Source organism: Vibrio sp. YT-17, assembly GCF_033337375.1.
Classification (GTDB): Bacteria; Pseudomonadota; Gammaproteobacteria; order Enterobacterales; family Vibrionaceae; genus Vibrio; species Vibrio alginolyticus.
In genome coordinates, this window is sequence record NZ_JAWOQP010000001.1 from 221,582 (window position 1) to 247,196 (window position 25,615).

A 25,615-nucleotide genomic window follows, 5' to 3' on the forward strand; every position below is an offset into this window, starting at 1 on the left:
TCGACGACGGCGGTCTTATAGTGCCGGATGCAACGATTTCCTTTATGATAATGGAATTAGTTTTATTTCGGCTAGGCCATTTCGCCTGCTTATCTTTGCAGCTATTTTGTCGTCATTATGCCACAGTGAATCAATACGCTGGGATAAATGCGACTATAGTTGATTCATTTGGCTATTACGCTAGGGTACAACAAGCCCTATAGCCATCGAGTAGTAGTGACACAGGAAAGTTCAATTCAATGCAACATTTCTCCCGCACATTTTTAGCGGCCTCTATCAGCACCGCCTTGTTTGTACCCACCACTCAAGCTGAAGCGAATATCCATGATAGTGTGCAGGAAATGCCCGCCACAGATCAATGTTTGGTCGATACAAGTGGCGAGGAGGACGCTCTTAATACCCCAGTAGTGGTAGAAGCTGACACCCTGCAAGCCATCAATGGTGACAAAGCTCAGTACTCAGGTAATGTACAAGTCACCCAAGGCCAGAAGAAAATTACCGCAGATAGCGTAACGCTGCACCAACAAGACAACGTCGTGGTTGCCGAAGGCAACGTGACTTTCAATGACGGCCAAGTCAAAGCTCGATCTGATCGTGTTACTAACGACATTAATCAAGATACGTTTTCGCTTGAGAACACCGATTATCAGTTCCTTTGCCAACAAGGCCGAGGCACTGCAGCCTATATCGCTCGCACAGGTCAGTCGGTTTATGAACTCGAAGACGGCTCTATCACATCGTGCCCTCAAGGCGATAATTCATGGCGATTGGTTGCGTCAGGCATCGATGTTGACCAAGATGAAGAGACAGCGACGCTGCACCATCCTCGATTTGAAGTGTTAGATGTGCCTGTTTTCTATGTGCCGTATCTAACCATGCCAATTGGAGATACGCGTAAAACGGGTTTCCTCTTCCCTTCTTTATCGTACGGTTCTAGTGATGGTATGGAAGTCGAGGTGCCATTCTATTGGAACATCGCGCCTCAATATGACATGACACTCACCACGCTCTATATGCAGCAACGTGGTACAAAACTCGATACTGACTTCCGCTACCTAACAGATGGTTGGGGAAATGGAGAAATCAAAGGCGAATACCTCAATAGTGATCGCAAATATCAGGACGAGTCTCGTTGGGGCTACCAAGTTAAACACGACGGTATTATCAATAAACAGTGGATAGTCAAAGTCGATTACTCAAAAGTGAGTGATATTGATTACTTCCTCGATCTCGACTCCGACATTGGTAACCGTGAAGATGGTCAACTGGTTCAAGAAGGACAAGTACAATATCGTTCTGACTTCTGGGATGCCTCGTTAACCGTTCGTGACTTCCAAATCTTATTGAAAGAAGAGAACCGCCCTTATCGCCTGCTTCCTCAGTTAGACTTGAACTACTACACGCCGTTGTGGGGAGACTACCTTAACTTTGACGTGAAGAGCCAAGTCAGCCGCTTCGATACCAGCGATGCTGCGCGACCAAATGCGACCCGTGTTCACATTGAACCAGGGCTTACATTACCACTCTCAAACTCATGGGCAACGTGGACAACAGAAGCGCGTGTGCTCTCTACGTATTACTCTCAAGACTTAACGGGTTTGACTGATGTAAACTTGCAAAACCAGTTGGATGATGAAGTTTCTCGTGTTATTCCTGAGTTCCGTACGCATGCGCAACTTTACTTAGAGCGAGATACAAGCTGGATCAAGGGCTACACACAAACACTGGAGCCTCAACTGCAGTACTTGTACGTACCTGAAGAAGATCAAACCAACATCTACAACTACGATACCACCTTGCTACAAACCGACTACTACGGGCTATTCCGCAGTCGTAAGTACAGTGGCATTGATAAAATCGCCTCGGCGAACCAGTTAAGCTACGGTGCGAGTACTCGCTTCTTTGATGATGACTATAAAGAGCGTCTTAACGTTTCATTTGGTCAGATTTACTACTTCGATAAAAAGACCAAACTGAGCAACAGCCCAAATCTTCCGGATGAGACAACCAATTACTCATCATGGGCAATTGAAGCTGATTTCAACTACAACGATTACTTGTTCTATCACGGTGGAATTCAATACGATATTGATTTGAGCTCCATGCAGTTGGCAAACAGTACCTTGGAATACCAATTCAACGGCGGCTTTATTCAGGGTAACTATCGCTACGTTACGCGTGAATACATCGAAGATACGATCATTCTCGAAAACCTAGACACAATTACTCGTAAAGGTATTTCTCAAGCAGGTATTGTAGCGGCCTACGAGTTCAACCCGAACTGGTCTGCGAGTGGTCAATACTACTACGACCTCAATGAAAATGCGGACCTAGAATGGTTAGCGAGCCTACGTTACCAATCTGACTGTTGGTACATTGGCGTCACTTACTCAAACCAATTGCTTGGTTGGGAAGACCAAGCTATCGGCAGCACCGGGGCATCACCTGAATACGAAAATAACTTCAGCGTTAACTTCGGTATTCAAGGCTTTGCGACCAACCAGCGTGAAGACACTGCTGTCAAAGAACTGGATGGTTCTGACAACGCGATTAAGTACGGCCGCCCATTCTATCTGAACAATTAATCAAAATAGGCGTCTTAAATGAATAAGACGCCTATTCAAAAATACTGACGGAATTTTAAATGAAAATTTGGAAATCAATCTTATTCACGACCCTACTCTCTTGCGGAGCGGTTGCAGCACCAGTAGAGATCGATAAGGTTGCGGTCATCGTGAACGACGGTGTAGTTCTACAAAGCGACATCGAAACAGCGATGAAAACGCTGCAAGCCAACGCACGTCAAAGTGGAAAGAGCTTACCTTCCACCAGCGTGTTAAAAGAACAAGTCGTTGAAAAACTTATCATTGATACGTTGCAAGGCCAAGAAGCAGACCGTATTGGTGTGCGTATTGACGACAACCGTTTAAACCAAGCGATTGCAGAGATCGCACGTAATAATGAGCAATCGGTAGAACAACTCGCCGCTTCTGTAGAAAGTGAAGGTTTAAGTTACCCAGAATTCCGCGAACAAATTCGTAAGGAAATCGCCGCATCAGAAGCTCGCAATGCACTGGTTCGTCGCCGTATTAATATCCTTCCAGCAGAGGTCGATAGCCTTGCTGAGCAACTATCACAAGAAACCAATGCGACTGTTCAATACAAAATTGGACACATTCAACTGCGCTTCTCTGACGATAAAGAAAAGTCAGCTGTAGAAGCAGAAGCTAAAGCGCTCGCGAAAAAGCTAAACGAAGGTGCAGACTTTACGGAGATGGCCTACACCTACTCAAAAGGTCCTAAAGCTTTACAGGGTGGTGATTGGGGCTGGATGCGTAAAGAAGAGATGCCAACCATCTTTGCTGATCAGATCAAGATGCAAAACAAAGGCAGCATTATTGGTCCATTCCGTAGTGGCGTTGGTTTCCACATCCTAAAAATAGAGGATGTAAAAGGCCTAGAAACGGTTGCGGTAACGGAAGTAAATGCGCGTCATATTTTGATTAAACCAACAGTGATTCTGAGCGACGAAGGGGCGAAGAAGCAACTGAATGAATTTGTACGCCGCATCAAAGCCGGTGAAGCAACGTTCGCTCAATTGGCAACACAATACAGTCAAGATCCTGGCTCGGCAGCACAAGACGGTGAACTAGGTTATCAAACACCAGATCTTTACGTGCCAGAATTCAAGCACCAAGTAGAAACTCTGCCAGTTGGCTCAATGAGCGAACCGTTCAAAACCGTTCACGGCTGGCATATCGTTGAAGTGTTGGATCGTCGCCAAGTTGACCGTACTGACTCAGCGATGAAGAACAAAGCTTACCGTATTCTATTTAACCGTAAATTTAATGAAGAAGCGGGCGCATGGATGCAAGAGCTACGCGCAAGTGCGTTTGTTGAAATCGTGGATGACAACAATGACAACTAATACAATTCGTAGAATTGTCGTAACCGCAGGGGAACCTGCGGGTATCGGCCCAGACTTAGTGCTTGCCCTATCGAAAGAAGATTGGGCGCACCAAATTGTCGTCTGTGCCGATAAGAATATGCTGACGGAGCGAGCCAAGCAGCTTGGCATCGAAGTCCAACTGTCTGATTACAATCCAGAAGAAGCACCTAAAGCACAAAAAGCGGGCACGCTTATCGTTGACCATATCCAAATATCGGAACCTGCGGTCGCAGGCGAGCTCAATGAAGCGAATGGCCACTATGTACTAAAAACGCTAGAAAGAGCGGCTTTAGGCTGTATGAATGATGAATTTGATGCTATTGTCACCGGCCCTGTTCATAAGGGGGTGATTAATCGCGCAGGTGTTGCATTCAGTGGTCATACTGAATTTTTCGCCGAGAAGTCACAAACGCCGCTAGTCGTAATGATGCTAGCAACGGAAGGACTACGCGTGGCGCTGGTTACAACACATATTCCTTTAGCTTATGTGTCCAAAGCTGTCACCGAAGAGCGATTAGAAAAAATCATCGATATTCTTCATAAAGACCTTGTAGAAAAGTTTGCTATCGCACAACCAAACATCTACGTTTGCGGGCTTAACCCTCATGCTGGCGAAGATGGCTGCTTAGGTCGTGAAGAGATCGAGACCATCACTCCGACACTGGAAAAAATTCGACAAGAAAAAGGTATCAACCTGATCGGCCCTCTGCCGGCTGATACCATTTTCAATGAAAAATATTTAAATGATGCTGATGCTGTTTTAGGCATGTACCATGATCAAGTATTGCCAGTATTAAAATACAAAGGCTTTGGTCGTTCAGTAAATATTACTCTTGGTCTACCTTTTATTAGAACATCGGTGGACCACGGTACTGCATTAGATCTGGCAGGGACAGGTCAAGCGGATACAGGGAGTTTCCGAACAGCGCTCACGCATGCGATAGATTTGGTAGAGAAGAAACAATGAGAAATGATGTCCATTTAGGACACAAAGCGCGTAAACGTTTTGGTCAAAACTTCCTGAACGATCCATACATTATTGATGGAATCGTATCAGCGATTAACCCAAAACCAGGTCAAAACCTGGTTGAAATCGGTCCTGGTCTTGGTGCAATCACTGAGCCAGTAGGTCGTGAAGTGGATAAGTTCACAGTTATCGAATTAGACCGCGATCTGGCGGAACGCCTACGTACTCACCCTGAACTGGCAGATAAGTTGACCATCCATGAGGGTGACGCTATGCGTTTTGACTTCACTCAACTAGTGAAGCCAAACAACAAGCTGCGCATTTTTGGTAACTTGCCATACAACATCTCTACACCATTGATGTTCCACCTTTTTGAGTTCCATAAAGACATTCAAGACATGCACTTTATGCTGCAAAAAGAAGTGGTAAACCGCTTAGCCGCCGGCCCTGGCAGCAAAGCTTACGGCCGTTTAACGGTAATGGCTCAGTACTACTGTAAAGTGGTACCAGTACTGGAAGTACCGCCAACGGCATTCGTTCCACCACCGAAAGTGGATTCTGCCGTTGTTCGTTTAGTGCCTTACGAAGAGCTGCCATGCCCGGCGAAAGATCTGCGTTTGCTCGATCGCGTTTGTCGTGAAGGCTTTAACCAACGTCGTAAAACAGTTCGTAACTGCTACAAATCGTTGTTAAGCACAGAAGTACTAGAAGAGCTAGGTGTTAATCCAAGCATGCGTCCAGAGAACCTGACGCTAGAACAATTCGTCGCAATGGCGAACTGGCTTGCGGATAACCCGCAGCACTAAGAACTCAAACAATGAGCCAAACCCTTGTAGGTTTGGCTTATTATTATTGGGATATTACGTTTCTGAGGAGTGCACATGGACGTCATTCAACCTTGCATCAAAATTCAAGTTCACACCAAATACATCGAAGAACAGTCCAACCCAGAGCTACAACGCTACGTTTTCGCTTATATCATCACCATCAAAAACCTTAGCCAACAAACCGTACAGTTAGTGAGCCGCCGCTGGCTAATCACAGACTCGAATGGCAAGCAAATGACGGTTGAAGGTGACGGAGTGGTAGGCCAGCAGCCCTTTATTCCAAGCAATGATGAATACACGTACAGTAGCGGAACAGCGTTAGAAACCCCTGTCGGCGTTATGCAAGGACACTACAAAATGCTGGATGAAAAAGGGCAAAAGTTCATCACCGAAATTGAACCATTTCGCTTGGCTGTTCCAAATGTTTTAAATTAGTAAATTGGAGATTCAGTGGCTACCTATATTGTTGGTGACATCCAAGGCTGTTTTGATGAATTGCAGCGACTACTAGAAAAAGTATCTTTCTCTGCGAAAAAAGACCAACTTTGGCTTGCTGGTGATTTGGTCGCCAGAGGGCCTAAATCACTAGAAACGTTACGCTTTGTGAAGTCACTTGGCGCAAACGCAATCGTGGTGCTTGGTAATCACGACCTTCACCTTCTCGCAGTGGCTCACGGGATAAAAAAGGTCAAAGACAAAGATAAAACCGCACCTATTTTCACGGCCCCTGACAAAGAGGAACTACTGACATGGCTAGCTCAGCAACCTCTATTGACCGAGCATGACGAGTTCGTGATGTGTCACGCTGGCATATCACCGCAATGGAATCTAAAAACAGCGAGAAAGTGTGCCCGTGAAGTTGAGCGCATCATCCAAAGTGAAGAGCTGCCTTGGCTATTAAAAAACATGTACAGCAATCAACCTGATTCCTGGGATGACTCTCTACAGGGTTTGGACCGATACCGTTATATTATCAATGCTTTTACGCGGATGCGCTTTTGTTTCCCTGATGGTCGTTTGGATATGGATTGTAAATTGCCACCGCAACAAGTTTCCGGTAACGAACTTATTCCATGGTTTGATGTGCCTAAACGTATCCACTTAAACAAAGCGGTGCTCTTTGGGCACTGGGCTGCACTACAAGGCTATATGAACAACGAAGTCATCGGGCTAGATACTGGCTGCGTTTGGGGAGGAAGCCTGACCATGATCCGTTGGGAAGATAAGAAAATTTTTACTCAGGATGCACTCAGTTAACGGCTCTGATTGCCGGACTAGAAAACAAAAAGCACCGCATTTGCGGTGCTTTTCTTATTCGGCTCAATTTGATTATTTTTCTAAAATCGTAAAACGCATGTTATAAGCGTTTTTCTCATCAGCTTGATATTCTCTAGTGTACGTTTCTTGGAATTCATCATCCCATTGAGGAAATTGAGTATCTCCCTCAACATCAGCATCAATAAAAGTTAGATACAACTTATCAGCTTTATCAAGAAATGCTTCATAGATACTACCACCGCCGATAATCATAACCTCATTATGACCTTTGGCAGCTTCTAGCGCCTCTAAAGTAGAGCTCACTACTATTACGTCTTCTGCTGCATAAGATCGGTCTCTGGTAATGACTATATTGAGTCTATTTGGTAGAGCTTTACCAATTGACTCAAAAGTCTTACGCCCCATGACCACAGGCTTACCTAGTGTATGTTCTTTGAACCAAGCAAAGTCTGCAGGAAGGTGCCAAGGCATTGAGTTATTGTTACCGATGATCATTGGCTTTTCTTTATCAATAGCACCGTTATGTGCCATTGCCGCAATCATGCTAATCATAGAAATACTTTACCTTGAAGAAATTTGAGCGCAAATTATACCTAAATAACACTTTAGAACAAACGATCGCCTAAACAATTGGTCTTCTTCGATAAAAAAGTAACCCAGGAACCGCAAGACCAACTGCTAAACCTGCAATAATAAACATGGCCTTAAGAAAGTTTTCCATACAGGTTGCGACAAGCTCGGGTGAGTAGCCAACATGATTGATTTCTACCATAGCGATCATTGCTTTGTACGCAAACACACCCGGCACCATCGGGATCAAAGCAGCCACAGTAAACACTTTTGGATGCGCGAGAAAACGGTGAGACCAGTACACACCAATCATCCCAACTAACGTCGCAGCAAAAAAGGTTGCCCACTCAATAGGAATGCCAAACTGCATCATCAAGTAGCGGCTACCATGACCAATCGCGCCACCAACAGCGCAATACACTAAAGCTCTTTGTGGCACGTTAAAAACCAATGCAAATCCTACGGCGGGAATCGCCGCAAAAAACATGTCATTCAACAGGCCAAACATCAAATCAAATAAACTCATTAGATTGCCCACCCCCAAATTCCAGTTACACTCATCGCAGCAACGATCCCCAAACATGTCGCCAACGTTAGTAAACTAGCCATCACAAATCGAGCAATCCCCATATTAATGTGGCCTTTCAACATATCTGCGACAGAGTTAATGAGTGGGAAACCAGGTACAAGCATTAATACCGACGATGCCATTGCTACGGTAGGTAGATTACCGATTTGGTAAATTTCCGCCTGTGCTGAAATTAAGGTAGTCACAAAAGCGGTCGCAGCAAAGTTCAATAGAGGGTTGAAATGACGATGACCAATTTCTTGGCGAACGATCATGCCACCAGCTGAAGCTAAAAAGGTCATGATGAAGACTCCCCAATCACCACCAGCTAGATGACTGAATGCCGCACAAGACAAGCCAATCATAAACACCACCAACCAGCGGTTATAACGCTCTGGACTGATAGCGTTCAGCTTTTTCTGCGCCATGGTTGAATCGAGCAAACCACGTTCCATCATGATACAGATTCGTTGAATTTGCGTAATAACGCGCATATTGATGCCACGATCAGCGCAGCTTCGGGTGGTGGTGATGCAATGCCCATCCATTACCGTCGTCACAACCAATGCATTAGCTGATAGTGCTACCGCAACTTCATTCACCCCACAAGCAAGGCCAATACGACGCATAATATCGCTCACAAGAGTACTTTCAGCACCATGAGCAAGTAGCATTTGTCCGGCTTGGGCGACAAGACGAGAAATCGATCGTTGAGTAGATACCGCCAACTCTCTAGGCGGTATGGTTTCTAGAGTCATAAATAAGTCTAATTCCTTTTAGGGTGTTACTCATTCATACGCGCGAAGGCCAAACTAACCCTCAAAAAACACGACGTATCGGTTATTGTGCCGTAAATCACATCACCTAAATATGATTTAGATACAAAAAAAGCCGCAATAAATAATTGCGGCTTAATGAATTATAGGCAAACAGGCATTGTTTGACCGTTCTGATTAGTCACGAACGTAGACAACGTGACCGTCATCTTCTTCATCGTCCCAGTCATCCCAATCGTCGTCATCTTCAGTGATAACGTCTTTACCCGCCATCGCATCTTTATGGTAATCATCCCACATGAAGTTAACTTTATCTTCTTCAGCCACTTCTTCCTCTTCGCGAGGTAGGTTATCCATAAAGTCAGCCAGTTTGTAACAAAGCTCTTTAGTACCGTTACGATTGATCGCCGAGATCTTAAAGTACTCGTCTTCCCAACCTAGTGCGTCTAAGATTTCTTGGATCTTCTCATTCGCTTCTTCTTCAGGCATTAGATCAACTTTGTTGAACACTAACCAGCGCGGCTTACTTGCCAGTTTTTCGCTGTATTGTTCTAATTCATCAATGATCGTCAATGCATTTTGCACCGGATCGGACTGATCAATTGGCATAATATCGATCATGTGCAGCAACACTCGACAACGCTCTAAGTGCTTCAAGAATCGAATACCAAGGCCAGCGCCATCTGCTGCACCCTCGATCAAACCAGGAATGTCTGCAACAACAAAACTTTTCTCTGGTACGACACTTACGACACCCAAGCTTGGGATCAACGTCGTGAATGGGTAATCAGCGACTTTCGGTTTTGCTGCTGATACTGCGCGGATAAAGGTTGATTTACCAGCATTAGGTAGACCAAGCATACCCACATCAGCAAGAAGCAATAGCTCAAGGCGAATTTCGCGTACTTCACCTTTTGTACCCAATGTTCTCTGACGAGGCGCGCGATTTACTGAAGATTTGAAACGCGTGTTACCTAGACCGTGCCAACCGCCTTTTGCGATCATCACTTTCTTACCGTGTTCAGCAACTTCCGCCACGATTTCATTTGTGTGGATATCCACAGCGCGCGTACCCACAGGTACACGAAGAACGATGTCTTTACCACGCTTACCTGTACAGTTACCACCGCGACCGTTTTCACCACGCTCAGCTTCGTAGAAGCGCTGGAAACGGTAATCAATCAGGGTATTTAGGTTTTCATCGGCTTGGATATAAACATCACCACCGTCACCGCCATCACCGCCATCAGGGCCACCTTTAGTGATGAATTTTTCACGCCAGAAACTGACAACGCCACTACCGCCATCACCAGCCTGAACTTTTACTACCGCTTCATCTACGAACTTCATCTTTTACTCCGACTACTTCGTGCGTGGATTAAATCTTACTATGTCATCCGACAATTTTAGCAGATGACAGATCTAAGCTCCCAGATTCAAATCGCTTAGGATCTTAGCGAGAAACTTCGATATGTCGACTGCCACAAATAAAAAACCCCGCCGATTCGGCAGGGCTTTTGAATTCAGCTTAAAGCTATTAAGTAATTTGGTTAAAAACCTAATTACTCAGCTTCGATGCTTACAAACTTACGGTTCTTAGGACCTTTCACTTCGAACTTCACTTTACCTTCAGTAAGAGCGAATAGAGTGTGGTCTTTACCGATACCTACGTTGTTACCAGCGTGGAACTTAGTACCACGTTGACGAACGATGATGTTACCTGCAAGTACAGATTCACCACCGAAACGCTTAACACCTAGACGTTTGCTTTCTGAATCGCGGCCGTTACGAGTAGAACCACCAGCTTTTTTGTGTGCCATTGTTAAACTCTCCTAATAGATTAAGCGTTGATACCAGTGATCTTCACTTCAGTGAACCACTGACGGTGACCCTGTTGCTTACGAGAGTGCTTACGACGACGGAACTTAACGATTTTAACTTTATCGCCACGACCGTGTTGTACAACTTCAGCAACAATTTTGCCGCCCTCTACAAGAGGAGCACCAACTTTGATGTCTTCGCCGTTAGCAACAAGAAGAACTTTATCAAATTCTACAGTTGCACCAGTTTCAACGTCTAATTTCTCTAAACGAAGAGTTTGACCTTCGCTTACACGGTGTTGTTTACCACCAGATTGGAAAACAGCGTACATATTTTACTCCGCTTTTTCCGCACAGCCTTTCTTGAGGGTGTGCGCTAAACTAATCATCAATAGGGCGCAGATTCTACAGAATAGATGCTCCTATGACAAGCCATATTTTGAAAAAATTGGCGAAAAGCTAATCGCCAAAGAAAAGTGCGGCAATCATGCCCTTTAGTAATGTATTAATCAACGTTTTTTAGTGTATTATTCGACAATTATATAAATCGAATAAGCCTTGCAGGGTCTAACTTCAGCCGGATATACGATGGATTTTAAAACTATCCAAGCGCTTACTGCCGATGACATGGCAAAAGTGAATGAAACAATTCAAGCCCAACTTAATTCTGATGTCTCTTTAATCAACCAGCTCGGTTTTTATATCGTGAGTGGTGGAGGCAAACGTCTAAGACCGCTTTTAGCGATACTGTCAGCCCGTGCACTTGGTTACCAAGGCAATGGTCATACAATGGCAGCTGCGTTTATTGAGTTCATCCATACAGCGACTTTGCTGCATGATGACGTGGTAGATGAATCAGACATGCGCCGTGGTAAAGCCACTGCGAATGCAGCATTTGGCAATGCGGCTAGCGTATTAGTTGGGGACTTTATCTATACACGCTCATTTCAGATGATGACGGAACTAGGATCCATGAAGATCCTTAAACTAATGAGCAATGCCGTAAACGTGATCGCCGAAGGTGAAGTACAGCAGTTGATGAACTGTAACGACCCTGACACGACAGAAGAAAGCTACATGCAAGTCATCTACTCTAAGACTGCGCGCTTATTTGAATCCGCAACTCAAATCGGTGCAATCTTAAATGATGCTCCTGAGCATGTGGAAATCGCAATGCAAAATTACGGTAAGTATCTAGGCACTGCGTTTCAGCTCATTGATGACGTCATGGATTACACTTCTGATGGCGAAGACATGGGTAAAAATGTGGGTGATGACTTGGCCGAAGGCAAGCCAACTTTACCTCTGCTCCATGCTATGCGTAATACCACACCAGAAAACGCCATCATGATTCGTGAAGCGATTGAGAAAGCGAATGGCATGGATCGCTTAGAAGAAATTCTTGCGGTCATGAAAGAAGCAGGCTCTCTGGAATACACAACGCAAAAAGCTCTAGAAGAAGCAGACAAAGCAATCGCAGAACTATCAGTGTTGCCAGAGTCTGAATACAAACAAGCGCTTGTTACTCTGGCTCATGTCGCAGTACAACGCACGAAGTAATCAATAGCTACCCATAACGCAAGACTTATAGCAAAAAGGAAGAGCATGCTCTTCCTTTTTTACGTTTGATACCTAATGACGACGCCGGAGGCGCTAGTAATATCTGTCACTACCGCCATGCAGTTGTGGATCATCTTCTATTTCATCAAAGCTAACGGCGAGCTGCTGTTCAGTCCCTTGTTTGGACAACAGTACCGTCTCTGCTTCATGGTCAACCACTAATATCGTACCGACGCCTTGTTGGCACTCAACAACCATGCCTTTACGGATTCGACTCGCTTCCATCATCTTCTCCTTCACTACGTGGTTTTATTCGACCATTTTTACGAAGTTGAGAAATCAAGGATCAAAAAAGCCGATCAAAATGATCGGCTTTCTTCTTATATAGGCTTTCTAGATTACTTTGCGAATTCAACACCAATGTTGATGTCGCCATTTAGTGTTTCTAGCATACCGTCTAATGCAGACTTTTCGTAATCGCTGAGTTTGCCGTAGCTTAGTACTTCTTCAACGCCTTCTTTACCCAGTTTCACAGGTTGCGCGAAGTAAGTCGCGTGTTCGCCGTCGCCTTCAACGTAAGCGCACTCAACTACGCCTTCTTCACCTTGAAGAGCACGAACCAGAGACAGACCAAAGCGACATGCAGCTTGGCCCATTGATAGTGTTGCACTACCACCACCCGCTTTAGCTTCTACAACTTCAGTACCTGCATTTTGAATACGTTTCGTTAATGCTTCTACTTCTTCAGCTGTAAACTCAACACCTTCTACTTGAGACAGTAGAGGTAAGATCGTTACGCCAGAGTGACCACCAATAACTGGCACGCGAACGTCACCTGGATCTTTGTCTTTAAGCTCAGCAACAAACGTTTCTGAACGGATAACATCCAACGTTGTTACACCAAATAGACGACGCTTATCATAAACACCCGCTTTTTTAAGAACTTCAGCAGCAATTGGCACTGTTGTATTTACAGGGTTTGTGATGATACCAACACAAGCTTTCGGACAAACAACCGCAATCTTCTCCGCTAGCGATTTAACGATACCAGCGTTTACATTAAATAGATCCGCACGATCCATACCTGGCTTACGCGCAACACCAGCAGAAATTAGCACAACATCCGCGCCTTCTAGTGCTGGAGTAGGATCTTCACCAGCGTAACCTTTGATAGAAACTGGCGTAGGGATGTGGCTAAGATCAGCGGCCACACCAGGAGTTACTGGAGCAATATCATATAGGGCTAGATCAGAACCAGCAGGAAGACGGTTCTTAAGTAGAAGGGCCAGGGCTTGACCGATGCCACCAGCGGCACCAATAACGGCTACTTTCATGTAGTTCTCCTTGAGAGTATTTCTCTTATAAACGTATTCGTAGGGTAGTTTGTAACCAACTTAAATAAAGCTATCGGAATCACAACTTGATTACAATCAATTAACGCTAGCTTTGCGACCTCGCGCAACTCGCTGTTACCGTGCTACAAATGGGGCTTGGATTATTCTTTTATTCTGTTGAAATGACAAGGAATTCAAGAAAACAGATACAGCCCTACTTCAGCGCGCTAAAGAATTCTATGTGGTATATAGTTTACAGTGACGCATCTAACATAATCCTGGGACTCTTTGGCACCGCCTGAATATATATGCGAGAATATGCAAAATTGCTGACCCGTAATAAGAGATTTGTAATGACTATGCGCAATTCAGAAAAACAAGACAACTTAGTTCGCGCCTTTAAAGCCCTGTTAAAAGAAGAAAGCTTTGGCTCACAGGGCGAGATTGTTGACGCACTCAAACAGCAAGGGTTTGAGAGTATCAACCAATCTAAAGTCTCACGTATGCTGACTAAATTTGGCGCCGTCCGTACGCGCAATGCAAAAATGGAAATGGTTTACTGTCTTCCTGCTGAGCTAGGTGTCCCAACAGTCAGCAGTTCTCTGCGTGAACTAGTACTAGACATCGATCGTAACGCAGCGTTAGTAGTAATTCACACTGGCCCAGGTGCAGCACAGTTGATTGCTCGCTTGCTTGATTCACTCGGTAAATCCGAAGGTATTCTTGGTGTTGTCGCAGGTGACGATACCATTTTCATTACGCCAACCATGGCAATTACGACTGAGCAACTCTTCAAATCAGTGTGCGAGCTGTTCGAATATACTGGTTAAGTTCTATAAAGCTTCAATCAGCTAACTCATTGTGGGTTATAAAAGAAGTCTCATTTTGTAGCCCATAATTTATGTAAATTTTTTGCTTACTCCGCTCATTCTTTAACCATCCATTTTGTGATTAACATCACGCAATTGATCTTTTTCATTTCAGTCACTAAACGTTAATTAAGCAATTGTTTTAAAAAGAATTAAATCACAAATTGAATCCTATCCCCTGATACAAAATTCAGACTTATCAACTATAACATTTAACAATTGGATAATTTTCTGCCAATTTTTTGTTATGATTCGCTCGCTTTTTCAAACGATTGGATTGAAAAAGGTGCCGTTTCCAAATAGGAAACTCCAGAAGTGATTTATGGTTATTTCCGGGTAAATAATGAATATAAGGAAGGGAAATTCATGGCATTTAACAAACTTCTCAAAGTAGGCGCTATCGCTGCAGCCGTAATGGGCGCAGGCGCAGTTAACGCTCAAGAGTTTATTACCATCGGTACTGGCTCTGTGACAGGTGTTTACTACCCAACTGGTGGTGCTATCTGTAAGTTGGTAAATAAAGGTCGTAAAGACCACAACATCCGTTGTTCAGTAGAATCGACTGGTGGCTCAATTTACAACGTTAACACTATCCGTGCAGGCGAATTAGATTTTGGTATCGTGCAATCGGATTGGCAGTACCACGGCTACAACGGTACGAGCAAGTTTGAAGAACAAGGCCCGTACAAGAAGCTACGCGCAATGTTCTCTCTTCATACAGAACCTTTCAACATCATTGCGCGTGCAGATTCAGGTATTGAAAACGTTGAAGACCTGAAAGGTAAGCGAGTAAACATCGGTAACCCAGGCTCTGGTGACCGTGCAACGATGGGCGTTGTCATGGAAGCGATGGGTTGGACAAACGACAGCTTCAAATTGGCGTCTGAGCTAAAAGGCTCTGAACGCTCTCAGGCACTTTGTGATAACAAAATTGACGCCTTCATTTACATGGTCGGCCACCCGAACGGTTCAATCAAAGAAGCAACCACATCATGTGATGCGAAGCTAGTTTCAGCAACAGGCCCTAAAATCGATAAAATTGTTGCCGACAACCCATACTACGCCTTTAGCTCAGTACCGGCTGGTATGTACCGCGGTACAGACAAAGACGTAAACAGCTTTGGTGTTGCAGCAACAATGGTAACGACCTCTGATGTTTCAGACGATGTCGCTTACAACGTTGCAAAAGCGGTATTCGAAAACTTCGATACGTTCAAGCGTCTACACCCTGCATTTGCAAACCTGAAGAAAGAAGACATGGTGAAAGCTGGTCTTTCTATTCCTCTTCACCCAGGTGCAGAAAAATACTACAAAGAAATGGGTCTAATTAAGTAATTTCCTCAGACTCTACATACAGGCAGGAAAGAATATTTTCTGCCTGTTTGAGCATACAGGTTGTAGCACGTTCTAACTGTATGCTTCATTCGCCAGTTTTCTTCTGAAAACTGCGAGCTCATACCCAAGAAAACTTAAACGCCGCCTAACAGAGTATCCAACAATCAACACTTTGAGTTCAGGCAGCAAAATACTCGAAAGCAAACTTCGCTCCATTCACTACACTGATAGAGGCGAAGTGTGGTTCTCGATAAAAATCAGACAGGACCATCAATAATAAGGAAAAAGTACATGGCGACGAATCAAGCTCCGTCACAAGATGTGCAAGAAATGGTGGCTCAGGCAGACACAGGTGCACGTAGCCCTTCGGGAATGCAAGGACGAATCCTTTGGTTTGTTCCTCTGTGTTGGTCACTATTTCAATTATGGTACGCATCCCCGCTACCATTTATTTTCAATTTTGGCGTACTGAACGACACGGAAGCGCGATCTATCCACCTTACTTTCGCGATCTTTTTGGCTTTCACTGCTTATCCAGCGATGAAGAATTCTCCTCGCGATCATATCCCTCTTGTTGATTGGATACTCGCGTTGGCAGGCAGCTTTTCAGCAGCCTATATATACCTTTTTTATACTGAGCTAGCAGGACGCTCAGGCGCACCGACAACAGTTGATATCGTTGTTGCTGTTATCGGTATGCTCCTCCTTTTAGAAGCAACACGCCGAGCACTTGGTCCACCATTAATGGTCGTGGCTGCTGTTTTCCTTACTTACACCTTTGCAGGCCCTTACATGCCTGACGTTATCGCGCACAAAGGGGCAAGCTTGAACAAGGCCATGTCTCACTTGTGGCTAACAACTGAAGGCGTATTTGGAGTTGCGCTAGGTGTTTCTACCTCTTTTGTCTTCTTGTTTGTATTGTTTGGAGCAATGCTGGAACGCGCTGGTGCTGGTGCTTACTTCATTAAAGTTGCCTTCTCGTTGCTTGGCCATATGAAAGGTGGTCCAGCTAAAGCGGCCGTTGTTGCATCAGGTTTATCTGGTCTGGTTTCTGGTTCTTCAATCGCAAACGTAGTAACAACTGGCACCTTTACGATTCCACTGATGAAGCGTGTTGGCTTTCCCGGCACAAAAGCGGGGGCGGTAGAGGTAGCGGCTTCAACCAATGGTCAGTTAACACCGCCAATCATGGGTGCAGCAGCATTTTTGATGGTGGAATACGTCGGTATCTCCTACGTTGAAGTGATTAAAGCCGCCCTACTTCCAGCGCTAATCTCTTATATTGCTTTAATTTACATTGTTCACCTTGAAGCATGTAAAGCAGGCATGACAGGCCTTCCTCGTCGCCACAACCCAACACTAGTACAAAGTCTGCTGTCCTTTACTGGCACAATCTTAGGATTGTGTGTGATCAGCGCATTGGTTTACTACGGAGTGGGTTGGACAAAGGACGTCTTTGGCGATGCCGCGACACCAATTGTTACCGTCGCACTATTAATCGCGTACGTTGGGTTGGTGAAAGTCTCAGCAAATCACGTGCAAGATGGCGCAATTGAGATTGATGCAGAATTAACAGAAGTACCTGATCCTGGCCCAACCGTTAAGTCAGGCTTGCACTACCTACTCCCTATCGTCGTATTGGTTTGGTGTTTGACTGTCGAACGTTTCTCACCTGGCCTTTCGGCATTCTGGGCAACGGTGTTCATGATTTTCATTTTGCTTACTCAACGTCCGTTGATTGCACTGCTGTCAAAGCAAGGTGACATGCTTCAGCAAACCAAAGATGGCTTTGTCGATCTTGCCGAGAGCTTAGTTTCTGGTGCGCGCAATATGATTGGTATCGGCGTTGCAACCGCGGCAGCGGGCACCGTTGTTGGTGTTGTTACACTAACGGGTATCGGCCTAGTGATGACCGACTTCGTCGAGTTTATCTCTGGTGGCAGTATCATTCTTATGCTGCTGTTTACCGCCATCATTAGCTTGGTTCTGGGGATGGGTCTGCCAACAACGGCGAACTACATCGTGGTCTCTACGCTAATGGCGCCGGTCATTGTTACGCTCGGCGCAGCGCATGGCTTGATTATTCCGTTGATAGCGGTGCACTTGTTCGTTTTCTACTTTGGTATTTTGGCCGACGATACCCCACCTGTAGGTCTTGCGGCTTTTGCAGCAGCCGCAATTGCGAAATCAGATCCAATTCGTACCGGTATCCAAGGTTTTACTTACGATATTCGAACCGCTATTTTGCCGTTCATGTTTGTGTTCAATACCCAGCTATTGTTAATGGGGATCGACTCTTGGTGGCATTTGGCACTCACGGTCATCTCATCGATCATTGCAATGCTGATTTTCTCTGCGGCAACTCAAGGGTGGTGGTTCACGCGTAACAAGTGGTGGGAAACAGTCCTATTATTAGTACTGACGTTTTCGTTTTTCCGTCCAGGTTTTTGGTGGGACATGCTGTACCCAGCGAAAGTTCTTTCTCCTGGCGTTGAGGTAGCTCAAATCACGGAAACACTAAATGTAGGAGAATCATTGGAGTTACGTGTTGCCGGTGAAAACCTTGAGGGCGACTACATTGAGAAAACGGTTCGTCTTCCATTCGAAGACAGTGCGACAACAGCAGACGCACGTATTTCATCTATGGGTCTGATGCTGACCGAAAGTGACAACAAAATGATTGTCGATATGGTTGAATTTGGTAGTCCAGCAGAGTCCGCAGGTATCGACTTTGATTGGGAAATCAAGTGGGTTATCCAGGATGCAGACCGTCCGATGAAAGAGTGGGTGTTTGTACCTTGCTTGATTCTTCTGCTGGTGCTTGCCATGAACCAAAAACGTCGTGCTCGTAAGGAACAATTGAGCGCATAACCGATTTGGCCCCGAGGATAAAGGGGCCTTAATGAGAGACATTGAATGTACAAACAAATTCTTGTTCCGGTTGATCTAAATGACCAAGGCTTTTCAGACCGAGCAGTTGAACTAGCGGTTTGGCAGGCAAAGCAAGCAAATGCTCAAATCCATCTTCTGACGGTACTACCTGGTATTCACATGTCGATGGTTGCCACATACTTTCCGAAAGATGCTGCAGCCAAAATGAAGCAAGACGTGAAGCAGCAACTAAAAGCTTTCGCTAATGAGCATATTGCTGAAGATGTGGTTTACCAAGTGCATGTTGCTGAAGGCAAGGCCTACGCGACCATTCTTGATTATGCAGAACGTTTAGGCGCAGATCTCATCATTATGCCAAGCCACAAGCGCTCTAAAATCAATAAAGTAATGCTTGGCTCTGTCGCGAGTAAGGTTGTGGAATATTCTCCAATCAATGTGATGGTCGTAAAACCGCAAGGCTAAGTAAATACAGAAACGAAAAAGGACGCTAACATTAGCGTCCTTTTTATATTAAACAAGTAAGGGTTATGCCATCACTGGGTAATCGGTATAACCTTCTGCTCCACCCAAATAAAAGTGTTCTGGTTTCGCCTCATTAAGAGGTGCATTTTTCTTAAATCGCTCAACTAAATCTGGGTTTGCGATAAAGGGAACGCCAAATGCGACCACATCAACTTTGTTTTCTGCAATTGCTGTTGCCGCTTCTTGTGCACTGTAGCCCACGTTCGCCATTAAGTGACCTTTATAGTTTTCGCGTGCTGGCTTGAGAACATCTGCTTTTTGTACGCCTTTCAGATCCGCACGCATCACGTGCCAATAAGCAAGATCGAAAGAATTAAGTTGCTCTGCTAAGTAACGCACCAAGCCAACTGGATCACTGTCTTTCATGTCATTAAATCCATTTAGCGGAGATGTACGCAGACCGACTCTTCCGGGTCCCCACACCTCAACGACTTCTTTCACTATCTCAAGTAAAAATCGAGCACGATTTTCAACCGAGCCACCGTATTCATCGGTACGTAAATTTGAGCCGTCACGAAGGAAGTTATCAATAAGATAACCATTGGCGCCATGTATCTCGACCCCATCAAAGCCGGCTTTCTTGGCGTTTTCTGCACCTTGTTTAAACGCCGCAACAATGGAAGCTATCTCATCCACTTCGAGTGCTCGTGGTACCGTATATGCTTGCTTACCCGAAGGGGTATGGACTAATTCATCACGAATGGCCAATGCGCTCGCCGCTACAGGTGTTTTTCCTTCATTCAGATCAGGATGACAAGCTCGTCCCGCATGCCAAATTTGCAGTACAATCTTACCGCCTCTCTCATGAACCGCATCCGTTACCTTTTTCCAAGCTGCGATTTGCTCTTCGTTGTAAATGCCCGGCTCTGCCATGAAAGCAGACGTACCTTCCATCACCATGGTGCATTCAGCAATGATAAGTCCGGCACTCGCACGTTGAGCGTAGTATTCAACCATAAGGTCATTAGGAATATGGTCTGCGCCAGCACGAGCTCGCGTTAAAGGCGCCATAATGGCACGGTTATCTAATGCTAATTGACCGAGTTCGATAGGAGAAAATAAGTCTACAGAGTTGGACATGTTGTTTACCTCAAATGACAATAACTTGATGGCTAAGGATGAGGTGCCAGACTATAATCAGATTAATATTGAAACAATATGGATAATTGAAAGTGATTGTTCGCAATTTAGAAACAATTGACTTTAGAACGCTTTCTATCTTTGTCACAAGCTGTCGACTACTGAGCTTAACCAAGTGCGCGCTGGAGTTAAACCTACCAAAATCTACTGTTAGCAAAGCCATAACCAAACTCGAACAACACTTTGAAGCCAAACTGCTAGAGCGCACAACCCGAAAGTTAGTGATCACCGAAGCTGGCCAAATGGTTTTAGAGCGTGCTGCAAGCTTAGTTGAGGAATTCCACTCAATTGGCCATGACGTTCAGGAGATGGAACAACAGATCCAAGGCCGGCTGCGTATTTCCGCGCCACCAGCGTTGGATGCGTATATGGCGGAGCACATCTTTTTGCCATTTTTAAAACAATGGCCAAAAGTACAAATTGCGTTAGAAGCATCGAACGATTTTGTTGATCTGTTTTCACACGGCTTTGATATGGCAATTAGAGTCGGTCAGATAGTTGATGATCGATTGATCGCAAAAAAATTAGGCTATACCACTCGAGTTCTGGCTGCTAGCCCTGAGTATTTAGCTGAGTTCGGCGTACCTGAAACGCCAGAAGATCTGACAAAACACAACTGTTTGAGGTATCAATATGTTTCAGAAATAGGGCCTTGGACGCTGATCTCACACGATAATACCGTCAATGTTTCAATAACCAGTAACTTCTCAAGTACAACTGTAGAAGCAATATTGAAAGGTGCACTTAAAGGACTAGGCATCGCTAACTTACCTGTGCAAAACATGACGCAAGAGCTAGAAAGTGGCACCTTAGTCAGAGTGTTGCCGCAATGGCACACGGTACCAATGCCTATTTATCTAGTCTATCGTCCTGGAGCAAACCGCCCACGGCGCGTACAAGCAATGATTGACCATATCATGAGCTTAAGATCTCAATTTGAATTTGGCCCTAGGCATGGTTTGTGTTGCGGAGAAGCATAACCTAGCAACTATCAGGCACTAGCATGCGGCTCGGATAAATGCCGCAAGCTTCTCACTAGCATGCTGTTCACTCAATGCAGACATATCACCCGCGGCTTCCACTTTACCATCTGCCACAAACACAAAGTGGCTGGCAATCGCTTTGGCATCGCTTAAATGGTGCGTGACCATCAATACGGTTATTCCCCGCTCTGCTGCGAGTTTTTTTACCAAGCTCAGCATCTCTTCACGCAACACCGGATCAAGCGCCGAGAACGGCTCATCCAATAGCCACATGGGATGAGGCTGAACAAAACAACGCGCTAAGGCAACACGTTGACGCTGGCCACCAGAAAGATGCTCTGGCAAACGGTCGAGGTACTCTGCAACACCAACTTGCTGCGCGGCTTGTTCAATCTGACGATTTTGGTCCACCGTAAGCTTTAGCCCTGGGTGTAAGCCCAAACCGATGTTGTCACGCACCGATAAGTGAGCAAACAAATTGTGCTCTTGGAACAACATAGAGAACGGACGCAGATAAGGCTCTTTACGCACAATGGACTCACCATCAACACAAATATCACCACGGTCAGGATGGATGAATCCTGCCACCAACGCCAGCAAGGTTGACTTCCCTGCCCCACTTGGTCCCATCAGCGACACAATCTGTCCTTGCTCAATCGTTAAGTCAAAACGAAACAGTTCACGTTGGTAGGTGTACTGCACATCATCCAACACTAACATTACGCTCTCTCCTTCGTTTTCAATACTTTCTCAATCAAGGCAAAACAGCCCACACTCAACAACAATAGGGTCACCGATACCACCGCAGCTGCGTCCATCTGATAACTGCCAAGCAACTGGAACAAATACAGAGGTAAGGTACGAAACTCTTGTCCACCAAACAGTGCTATGGCACTTAAATCCCCTATTGCAAACATAAAGCTGATCGCAAACGCATGTGCAAACGGCTTGCGTAGCGCCTGCCACTCCACCACTTTAAACCGTTGCCAGCCACGCATGCCTAAGCTGGCACATACATACTGATACTGTTGTTCAATGTGCAGCATTGGCTGCGCTAGCGTTTTGATCACGTAAGGCAAAGCCATCAAACCGTTCACCAAAATCACGACAAAAAATGCCAAGCTAAAAACATCGGTAAATGCGCGCAGTAGTAAGAATAAACCGGTGCTAATCACCAGACCTGGAGTCACCAAAATAACGGTGCCGATTAACTCAATCTGATCGGCTCGCGTGTTTTTGTACTGCAACCGCCAACGGCGACTGGTCAATAGTATGGACACCCCTGCAGCGACCGCAAGCGCGCTAGCGACACAGGCGACTTTGAGGGAGTTCAATAGCGCAGACCAAAAACGCTCATCGGTTAATACTGTCCAAACTTGTTGGTTGATGCCACTCAGTAACACCATCAATAACGGCGGTATTACCAGTAAAAAGGCACCTATGATCCAAAAGCTATCCCAAGCTTTTGACCACCCATGATCCTTCGTTAAATATTGCTGTACCGATGTGCTTCCAGCACTGATAGAAACAGGCCTTGTTAACTTCTGCACTCCAATAGCAAGCAGTCCACATAACAGCATCTGCCACAGCGCCAATAACGCCCCAGCTTGTAAATCAAAATCAAACTTAATCGCTTGGTAAATGGCCAATTCAATGGTGGTGGATTTTGGCCCGCCCCCCAACGCCATTACAGTGGCAAAACTGGTAAAGCACAACATAAACACCAACCCACAAACGTGGGGAAGCTGCTGCCTTAAACGCGGCCATTCTACCCAACGAAACTTATCCCAATGGCTCATCCCAAGATGCGCGCAAAGCTTATGCTGCTCGGCAGGAATAGACTCCAAGGCTTGCAGAAGCAATCGTGCCGCGTAAGGTAAATTAAAGAACACATGGGCGAGTAAAATGCCGTTCAAACCGTAAATAGAGAATGGCAGTTTAGTGTCGAAACTTTGCAACCACTGCGCCAACAAACCACTGTTGCCATAAATCGCTAACAGCCCAAAAACACCAACCAAAACCGGCAAAACCAGTGTCGATGCAAACAGCTTAAGCAGTAATGATTTACCAATAAATTGGCGACGCGAAAGTGCGTGCGCTACTGGAATGGCAAAGCCAACACTGAGCAATGTGGAAAGAAACGCTTGGTAGAAACTGAACTTGGTGACATGTTGATAGTACGGGTCGCCCCATACCACAGACACATCAAGTGAAGGGGCTTGAACAATCAAAGCACCTAGGGCAGAAATAACAAAGGTCGCGATGATCATCGCGACCCCTAAACCTATTTTTGGAACAGAATTCAAAGGTAAAACCTATCTCATTCAGATGAGGGTGGAAACGTCAGCTAAAACGTCAATGCGCTTTGCCATTCGCGAATCCAAGACTTACGCATTTTTGCCACTTCATCAGCACTAAAGCTCAACGACTTGCTTGGAACACTCAAAGTTTCAAAACCTTTAGGTAACTCAACGTCAGTGACTGGGTACATCCAGTTACCCGTTGGCATCGCCGATTGGAACTCATCACTTAAAATGAAACTCATAAATTGATCAGCAAGTTCTGAATTTTTTGCCCCTTTCACTTTGGCGGCGACTTCAACTTGCATGTAGTGGCCTTCAGCAAAACTCGCCGTAGCAAACTTCGAATCGTTTTCCGCAATTAAGTGGTACGCAGGTGAAGTGGTGTAAGAAAGCACTAAATCGGACTCACCATTGAGGAACATAGAATACGCCTCAGACCAACCTTTCGTGACCGTTACGGTTTTGCTCGCTAGCTTCTGCCACGCTTGCGTCACATCGTCGCCATAAATAGATTTCATCCATAGCATTAAGCCTTGGCCCGGCGTTGAAGTCCGCGGATCTTGGTAAATCACTTTCAGATCGTCGCGCGTTTCCACCAGCTCTTTCATGCTTTTCGGCGGATTAGCCAGTTTCTCTTTGTTGTACACAAACGCGAAGTAGCCGTAATCGTACGGTACAAACGTCGTGTCACTCCAACCGTTTGGTAACACTGTGTTAGCCGTATCCACATTGTGCTCGGCAAGCAGACCGGTTTTCTTCGCTTCTGCCATCAGATTGTTATCCAAACCTAACACGATGTCGGCTTTGCTATTACCGCCTTCAAGACGAAGACGATTCAGGATCGACACACCATCGTCTAATGCCACGAAGTTAACGTCACAGCCACATTTTGCTTCAAAAGCTTGCTCGATTTTAGGACCCGGCCCCCAATCTGCGGCAAAAGAGTCGTAGGTATAGATGGTTAATGTGTTTTCAGCGGCAAACGCTGAAGTAGAGGTGATTGCAGCTAAGGCAATCAGATTTAGAGTGGTTTTCACTGCTCGCTCTCCATGAGTATTTCAGAGAAATAAGTTGAGCGGCACAGGGTTTGAGGCGGCTATTAAGGATTTCCAATATCCAGACTCAATTCCTACGCCAGCATTATCTGGTTCAGGTAATACGGGTCCCTAGTTAAACACTTAGGTCTCAGCGCCCCAATGCATTGATTGACTCAATGCTAAATGGGTTTGCTCCCCGATGAGTTGGATGGATTGTAAAGGTATTTGAGTGGTTACACAATCAGCTCACGAGCGCTGGTCATAACCCCAACGAGGCACCAAACCTTGCTCAATACCTAAGTGGTCAAGAATTCTCGCCACCATAAAATCCACTAAGTCTTCAATACTCTTTGGCTGATGATAGAAGCCTGGAGCTGCTGGCATGATGGTGACGCCCATTTGCGATAGCTTGTGCATGTTCTCCAGATGTAGCGTTGAAAATGGCGTTTCGCGAACCACGAGCAACAGCTGCCCGCGCTCTTTCATTACTACATCAGCGGCCCGTTCGATCAAGTTGTCCGACATACCGTGTGCTATGGCCGCAACGCTTCCCGCAGAGCATGGGCAAACCACCATTTGCTTAGGTGCAGCAGAACCAGACGCAACCGGCGAGAACCAATCGTCTTTACCGCAAACGGTGATGTTATTTGGATTGCAGTTCAGGTGCTCTACCAATGCTTGCTGCGCCGCTTCTGGGCCACTTGGCAACTTAAGATTATGCTCGGTTGCCATCACAACACGAGCCGCCGAAGAAATCAGAACGTAGACATGATAATCCGCCGCAACCAAGCATTCTAAAAGACGAAGGCCATAGGGAGCACCAGAAGCCCCCGTTAATGCCAACGTGATGGCTTTTTTATGAGAGGGTTGTGTTTTGTTTTGCAT

At 45.4% G+C, this 25,615-nt stretch carries 25 protein-coding genes and 1 riboswitch; of the genes, 12 read left to right on the plus strand and 13 right to left on the minus strand.

Annotated elements, in window-relative coordinates:
* The first annotated feature begins 239 nt into the window (after positions 1 to 239).
* From lptD to apaH, 6 genes are all read left to right on the plus strand, one after another.
* Complete coding sequence (gene lptD / locus R7F67_RS00925) at positions 240 to 2,585, plus strand: LPS assembly protein LptD (protein ID WP_005379673.1); 2,346 nt, start codon at positions 240 to 242, stop codon at positions 2,583 to 2,585.
* Positions 2,586 to 2,644: 59 nt separating this feature from the next.
* The gene (surA, locus tag R7F67_RS00930; protein WP_258624973.1) at positions 2,645 to 3,928 is read left to right on the plus strand and encodes a peptidylprolyl isomerase SurA; all 1,284 of its coding nucleotides are present in this window, start codon (positions 2,645 to 2,647) and stop codon (positions 3,926 to 3,928) included.
* Positions 3,918 to 4,916 (plus strand): 4-hydroxythreonine-4-phosphate dehydrogenase PdxA, encoded by a 999-nt coding sequence (gene pdxA, locus R7F67_RS00935; protein ID WP_005383085.1) that lies wholly within the window; start codon positions 3,918 to 3,920, stop codon positions 4,914 to 4,916. Before surA ends, pdxA begins: the two co-directional genes overlap by 11 nt.
* The gene (gene rsmA, locus R7F67_RS00940) at positions 4,913 to 5,722 is read left to right on the plus strand and encodes a 16S rRNA (adenine(1518)-N(6)/adenine(1519)-N(6))-dimethyltransferase RsmA (protein WP_005379669.1); all 810 of its coding nucleotides are present in this window, start codon (positions 4,913 to 4,915) and stop codon (positions 5,720 to 5,722) included. The genes pdxA and rsmA overlap by 4 nt, the downstream gene beginning before the upstream one ends.
* Positions 5,723 to 5,797: 75 nt before the next feature.
* Positions 5,798 to 6,178, plus strand: coding sequence for a Co2+/Mg2+ efflux protein ApaG (apaG, locus tag R7F67_RS00945; RefSeq protein ID WP_206971392.1), 381 nt, complete (start codon positions 5,798 to 5,800; stop codon positions 6,176 to 6,178).
* Positions 6,179 to 6,193: 15 nt separating this feature from the next.
* Complete coding sequence (gene apaH, locus R7F67_RS00950; protein ID WP_054728446.1) at positions 6,194 to 7,000, plus strand: bis(5'-nucleosyl)-tetraphosphatase (symmetrical) ApaH; 807 nt, start codon at positions 6,194 to 6,196, stop codon at positions 6,998 to 7,000.
* A 72-nt stretch (positions 7,001 to 7,072) separates the two neighbouring features.
* On the opposite strand, the gene folA is transcribed toward apaH, so the two are convergent.
* The 6 genes from folA to rplU all read right to left on the minus strand — a co-directional run bounded on the left by folA (position 7,073) and on the right by rplU (position 11,087).
* Positions 7,073 to 7,573, minus strand: a complete 501-nt coding sequence (folA, locus tag R7F67_RS00955; protein WP_017633464.1) for a type 3 dihydrofolate reductase — start codon at positions 7,571 to 7,573, stop codon at positions 7,073 to 7,075.
* Between the two features lie 70 nt (positions 7,574 to 7,643).
* The gene (locus R7F67_RS00960; RefSeq protein ID WP_005379665.1) at positions 7,644 to 8,117 is read right to left on the minus strand and encodes a threonine/serine exporter family protein; all 474 of its coding nucleotides are present in this window, start codon (positions 8,115 to 8,117) and stop codon (positions 7,644 to 7,646) included.
* Positions 8,117 to 8,917 carry a threonine/serine exporter family protein gene (locus R7F67_RS00965; protein ID WP_005379664.1) on the minus strand — a complete coding sequence of 267 codons (801 nt, stop codon included), beginning with the start codon at positions 8,915 to 8,917 and terminating at the stop codon, positions 8,117 to 8,119. Before R7F67_RS00965 ends, R7F67_RS00960 begins: the two co-directional genes overlap by 1 nt.
* Positions 8,918 to 9,112: 195 nt before the next feature.
* Positions 9,113 to 10,285, minus strand: a complete 1,173-nt coding sequence (gene cgtA / locus R7F67_RS00970) for an Obg family GTPase CgtA (protein ID WP_042522432.1) — start codon at positions 10,283 to 10,285, stop codon at positions 9,113 to 9,115.
* A 212-nt stretch (positions 10,286 to 10,497) separates the two neighbouring features.
* Positions 10,498 to 10,755 (minus strand): 50S ribosomal protein L27, encoded by a 258-nt coding sequence (rpmA, locus tag R7F67_RS00975; protein WP_005383095.1) that lies wholly within the window; start codon positions 10,753 to 10,755, stop codon positions 10,498 to 10,500.
* A gap of 20 nt (positions 10,756 to 10,775) precedes the next feature.
* Positions 10,776 to 11,087: a 50S ribosomal protein L21 gene (gene rplU, locus R7F67_RS00980; protein WP_005383096.1), complete on the minus strand. Its 312-nt coding sequence runs from the start codon at positions 11,085 to 11,087 to the stop codon at positions 10,776 to 10,778.
* Between the two features lie 256 nt (positions 11,088 to 11,343).
* On the opposite strand from rplU, the gene ispB reads away from it, so the two are divergent.
* Positions 11,344 to 12,315 carry an octaprenyl diphosphate synthase gene (ispB, locus tag R7F67_RS00985; protein WP_005383097.1) on the plus strand — a complete coding sequence of 324 codons (972 nt, stop codon included), beginning with the start codon at positions 11,344 to 11,346 and terminating at the stop codon, positions 12,313 to 12,315.
* 93 nt (positions 12,316 to 12,408) lie between these two features.
* Here the strand turns inward: ispB and R7F67_RS00990 are convergent, their stop codons facing one another.
* The gene (locus R7F67_RS00990) at positions 12,409 to 12,600 is read right to left on the minus strand and encodes a hypothetical protein (RefSeq protein WP_005379661.1); all 192 of its coding nucleotides are present in this window, start codon (positions 12,598 to 12,600) and stop codon (positions 12,409 to 12,411) included.
* 113 nt (positions 12,601 to 12,713) lie between these two features.
* Positions 12,714 to 13,649: a malate dehydrogenase gene (mdh, locus tag R7F67_RS00995; protein WP_005379660.1), complete on the minus strand. Its 936-nt coding sequence runs from the start codon at positions 13,647 to 13,649 to the stop codon at positions 12,714 to 12,716.
* A gap of 359 nt (positions 13,650 to 14,008) precedes the next feature.
* On the opposite strand from mdh, the gene argR reads away from it, so the two are divergent.
* The 4 genes from argR (at position 14,009) to R7F67_RS01015 (ending at position 19,207) form a co-directional block, all read left to right on the plus strand.
* Entirely contained in the window at positions 14,009 to 14,479 is a 471-nt protein-coding gene (gene argR / locus R7F67_RS01000) for a transcriptional regulator ArgR (protein ID WP_005379659.1), read from the plus strand.
* Positions 14,480 to 14,884: 405 nt separating this feature from the next.
* Entirely contained in the window at positions 14,885 to 15,853 is a 969-nt protein-coding gene (locus tag R7F67_RS01005; protein WP_005379657.1) for a TAXI family TRAP transporter solute-binding subunit, read from the plus strand.
* Positions 15,854 to 16,144: 291 nt separating this feature from the next.
* Entirely contained in the window at positions 16,145 to 18,724 is a 2,580-nt protein-coding gene (locus tag R7F67_RS01010) for a TRAP transporter permease (RefSeq protein WP_115385708.1), read from the plus strand.
* 45 nt (positions 18,725 to 18,769) lie between these two features.
* A complete protein-coding gene (locus R7F67_RS01015) occupies positions 18,770 to 19,207 on the plus strand; it encodes a universal stress protein (protein ID WP_017820275.1) in 438 nt (145 codons plus the stop codon).
* A 63-nt stretch (positions 19,208 to 19,270) separates the two neighbouring features.
* Here R7F67_RS01015 and R7F67_RS01020 read toward each other — a convergent pair whose 3' ends face one another.
* Positions 19,271 to 20,347 (minus strand): alkene reductase, encoded by a 1,077-nt coding sequence (locus tag R7F67_RS01020; RefSeq protein WP_053349696.1) that lies wholly within the window; start codon positions 20,345 to 20,347, stop codon positions 19,271 to 19,273.
* Between the two features lie 92 nt (positions 20,348 to 20,439).
* On the opposite strand from R7F67_RS01020, the gene R7F67_RS01025 reads away from it, so the two are divergent.
* Positions 20,440 to 21,387 (plus strand): LysR family transcriptional regulator, encoded by a 948-nt coding sequence (locus R7F67_RS01025; protein WP_005379650.1) that lies wholly within the window; start codon positions 20,440 to 20,442, stop codon positions 21,385 to 21,387.
* 18 nt (positions 21,388 to 21,405) lie between these two features.
* On the opposite strand, the gene thiQ is transcribed toward R7F67_RS01025, so the two are convergent.
* The 4 genes from thiQ to R7F67_RS01045 form a co-directional block, all read right to left on the minus strand.
* The gene (thiQ, locus tag R7F67_RS01030; protein ID WP_005379648.1) at positions 21,406 to 22,110 is read right to left on the minus strand and encodes a thiamine ABC transporter ATP-binding protein; all 705 of its coding nucleotides are present in this window, start codon (positions 22,108 to 22,110) and stop codon (positions 21,406 to 21,408) included.
* Complete coding sequence (gene thiP / locus R7F67_RS01035) at positions 22,110 to 23,696, minus strand: thiamine/thiamine pyrophosphate ABC transporter permease ThiP (protein ID WP_017820277.1); 1,587 nt, start codon at positions 23,694 to 23,696, stop codon at positions 22,110 to 22,112. Before thiP ends, thiQ begins: the two co-directional genes overlap by 1 nt.
* 41 nt (positions 23,697 to 23,737) lie before the next feature.
* Complete coding sequence (gene thiB / locus R7F67_RS01040; protein ID WP_025768363.1) at positions 23,738 to 24,730, minus strand: thiamine ABC transporter substrate binding subunit; 993 nt, start codon at positions 24,728 to 24,730, stop codon at positions 23,738 to 23,740.
* Positions 24,731 to 24,802: 72 nt separating this feature from the next.
* A riboswitch (TPP riboswitch) is annotated at positions 24,803 to 24,939 on the minus strand.
* Positions 24,940 to 24,976: 37 nt separating this feature from the next.
* On the minus strand, positions 24,977 to 25,615 hold the full coding sequence (locus tag R7F67_RS01045) for a flavin prenyltransferase UbiX (RefSeq protein WP_025768362.1): 639 nt from the start codon (positions 25,613 to 25,615) through the stop codon (positions 24,977 to 24,979).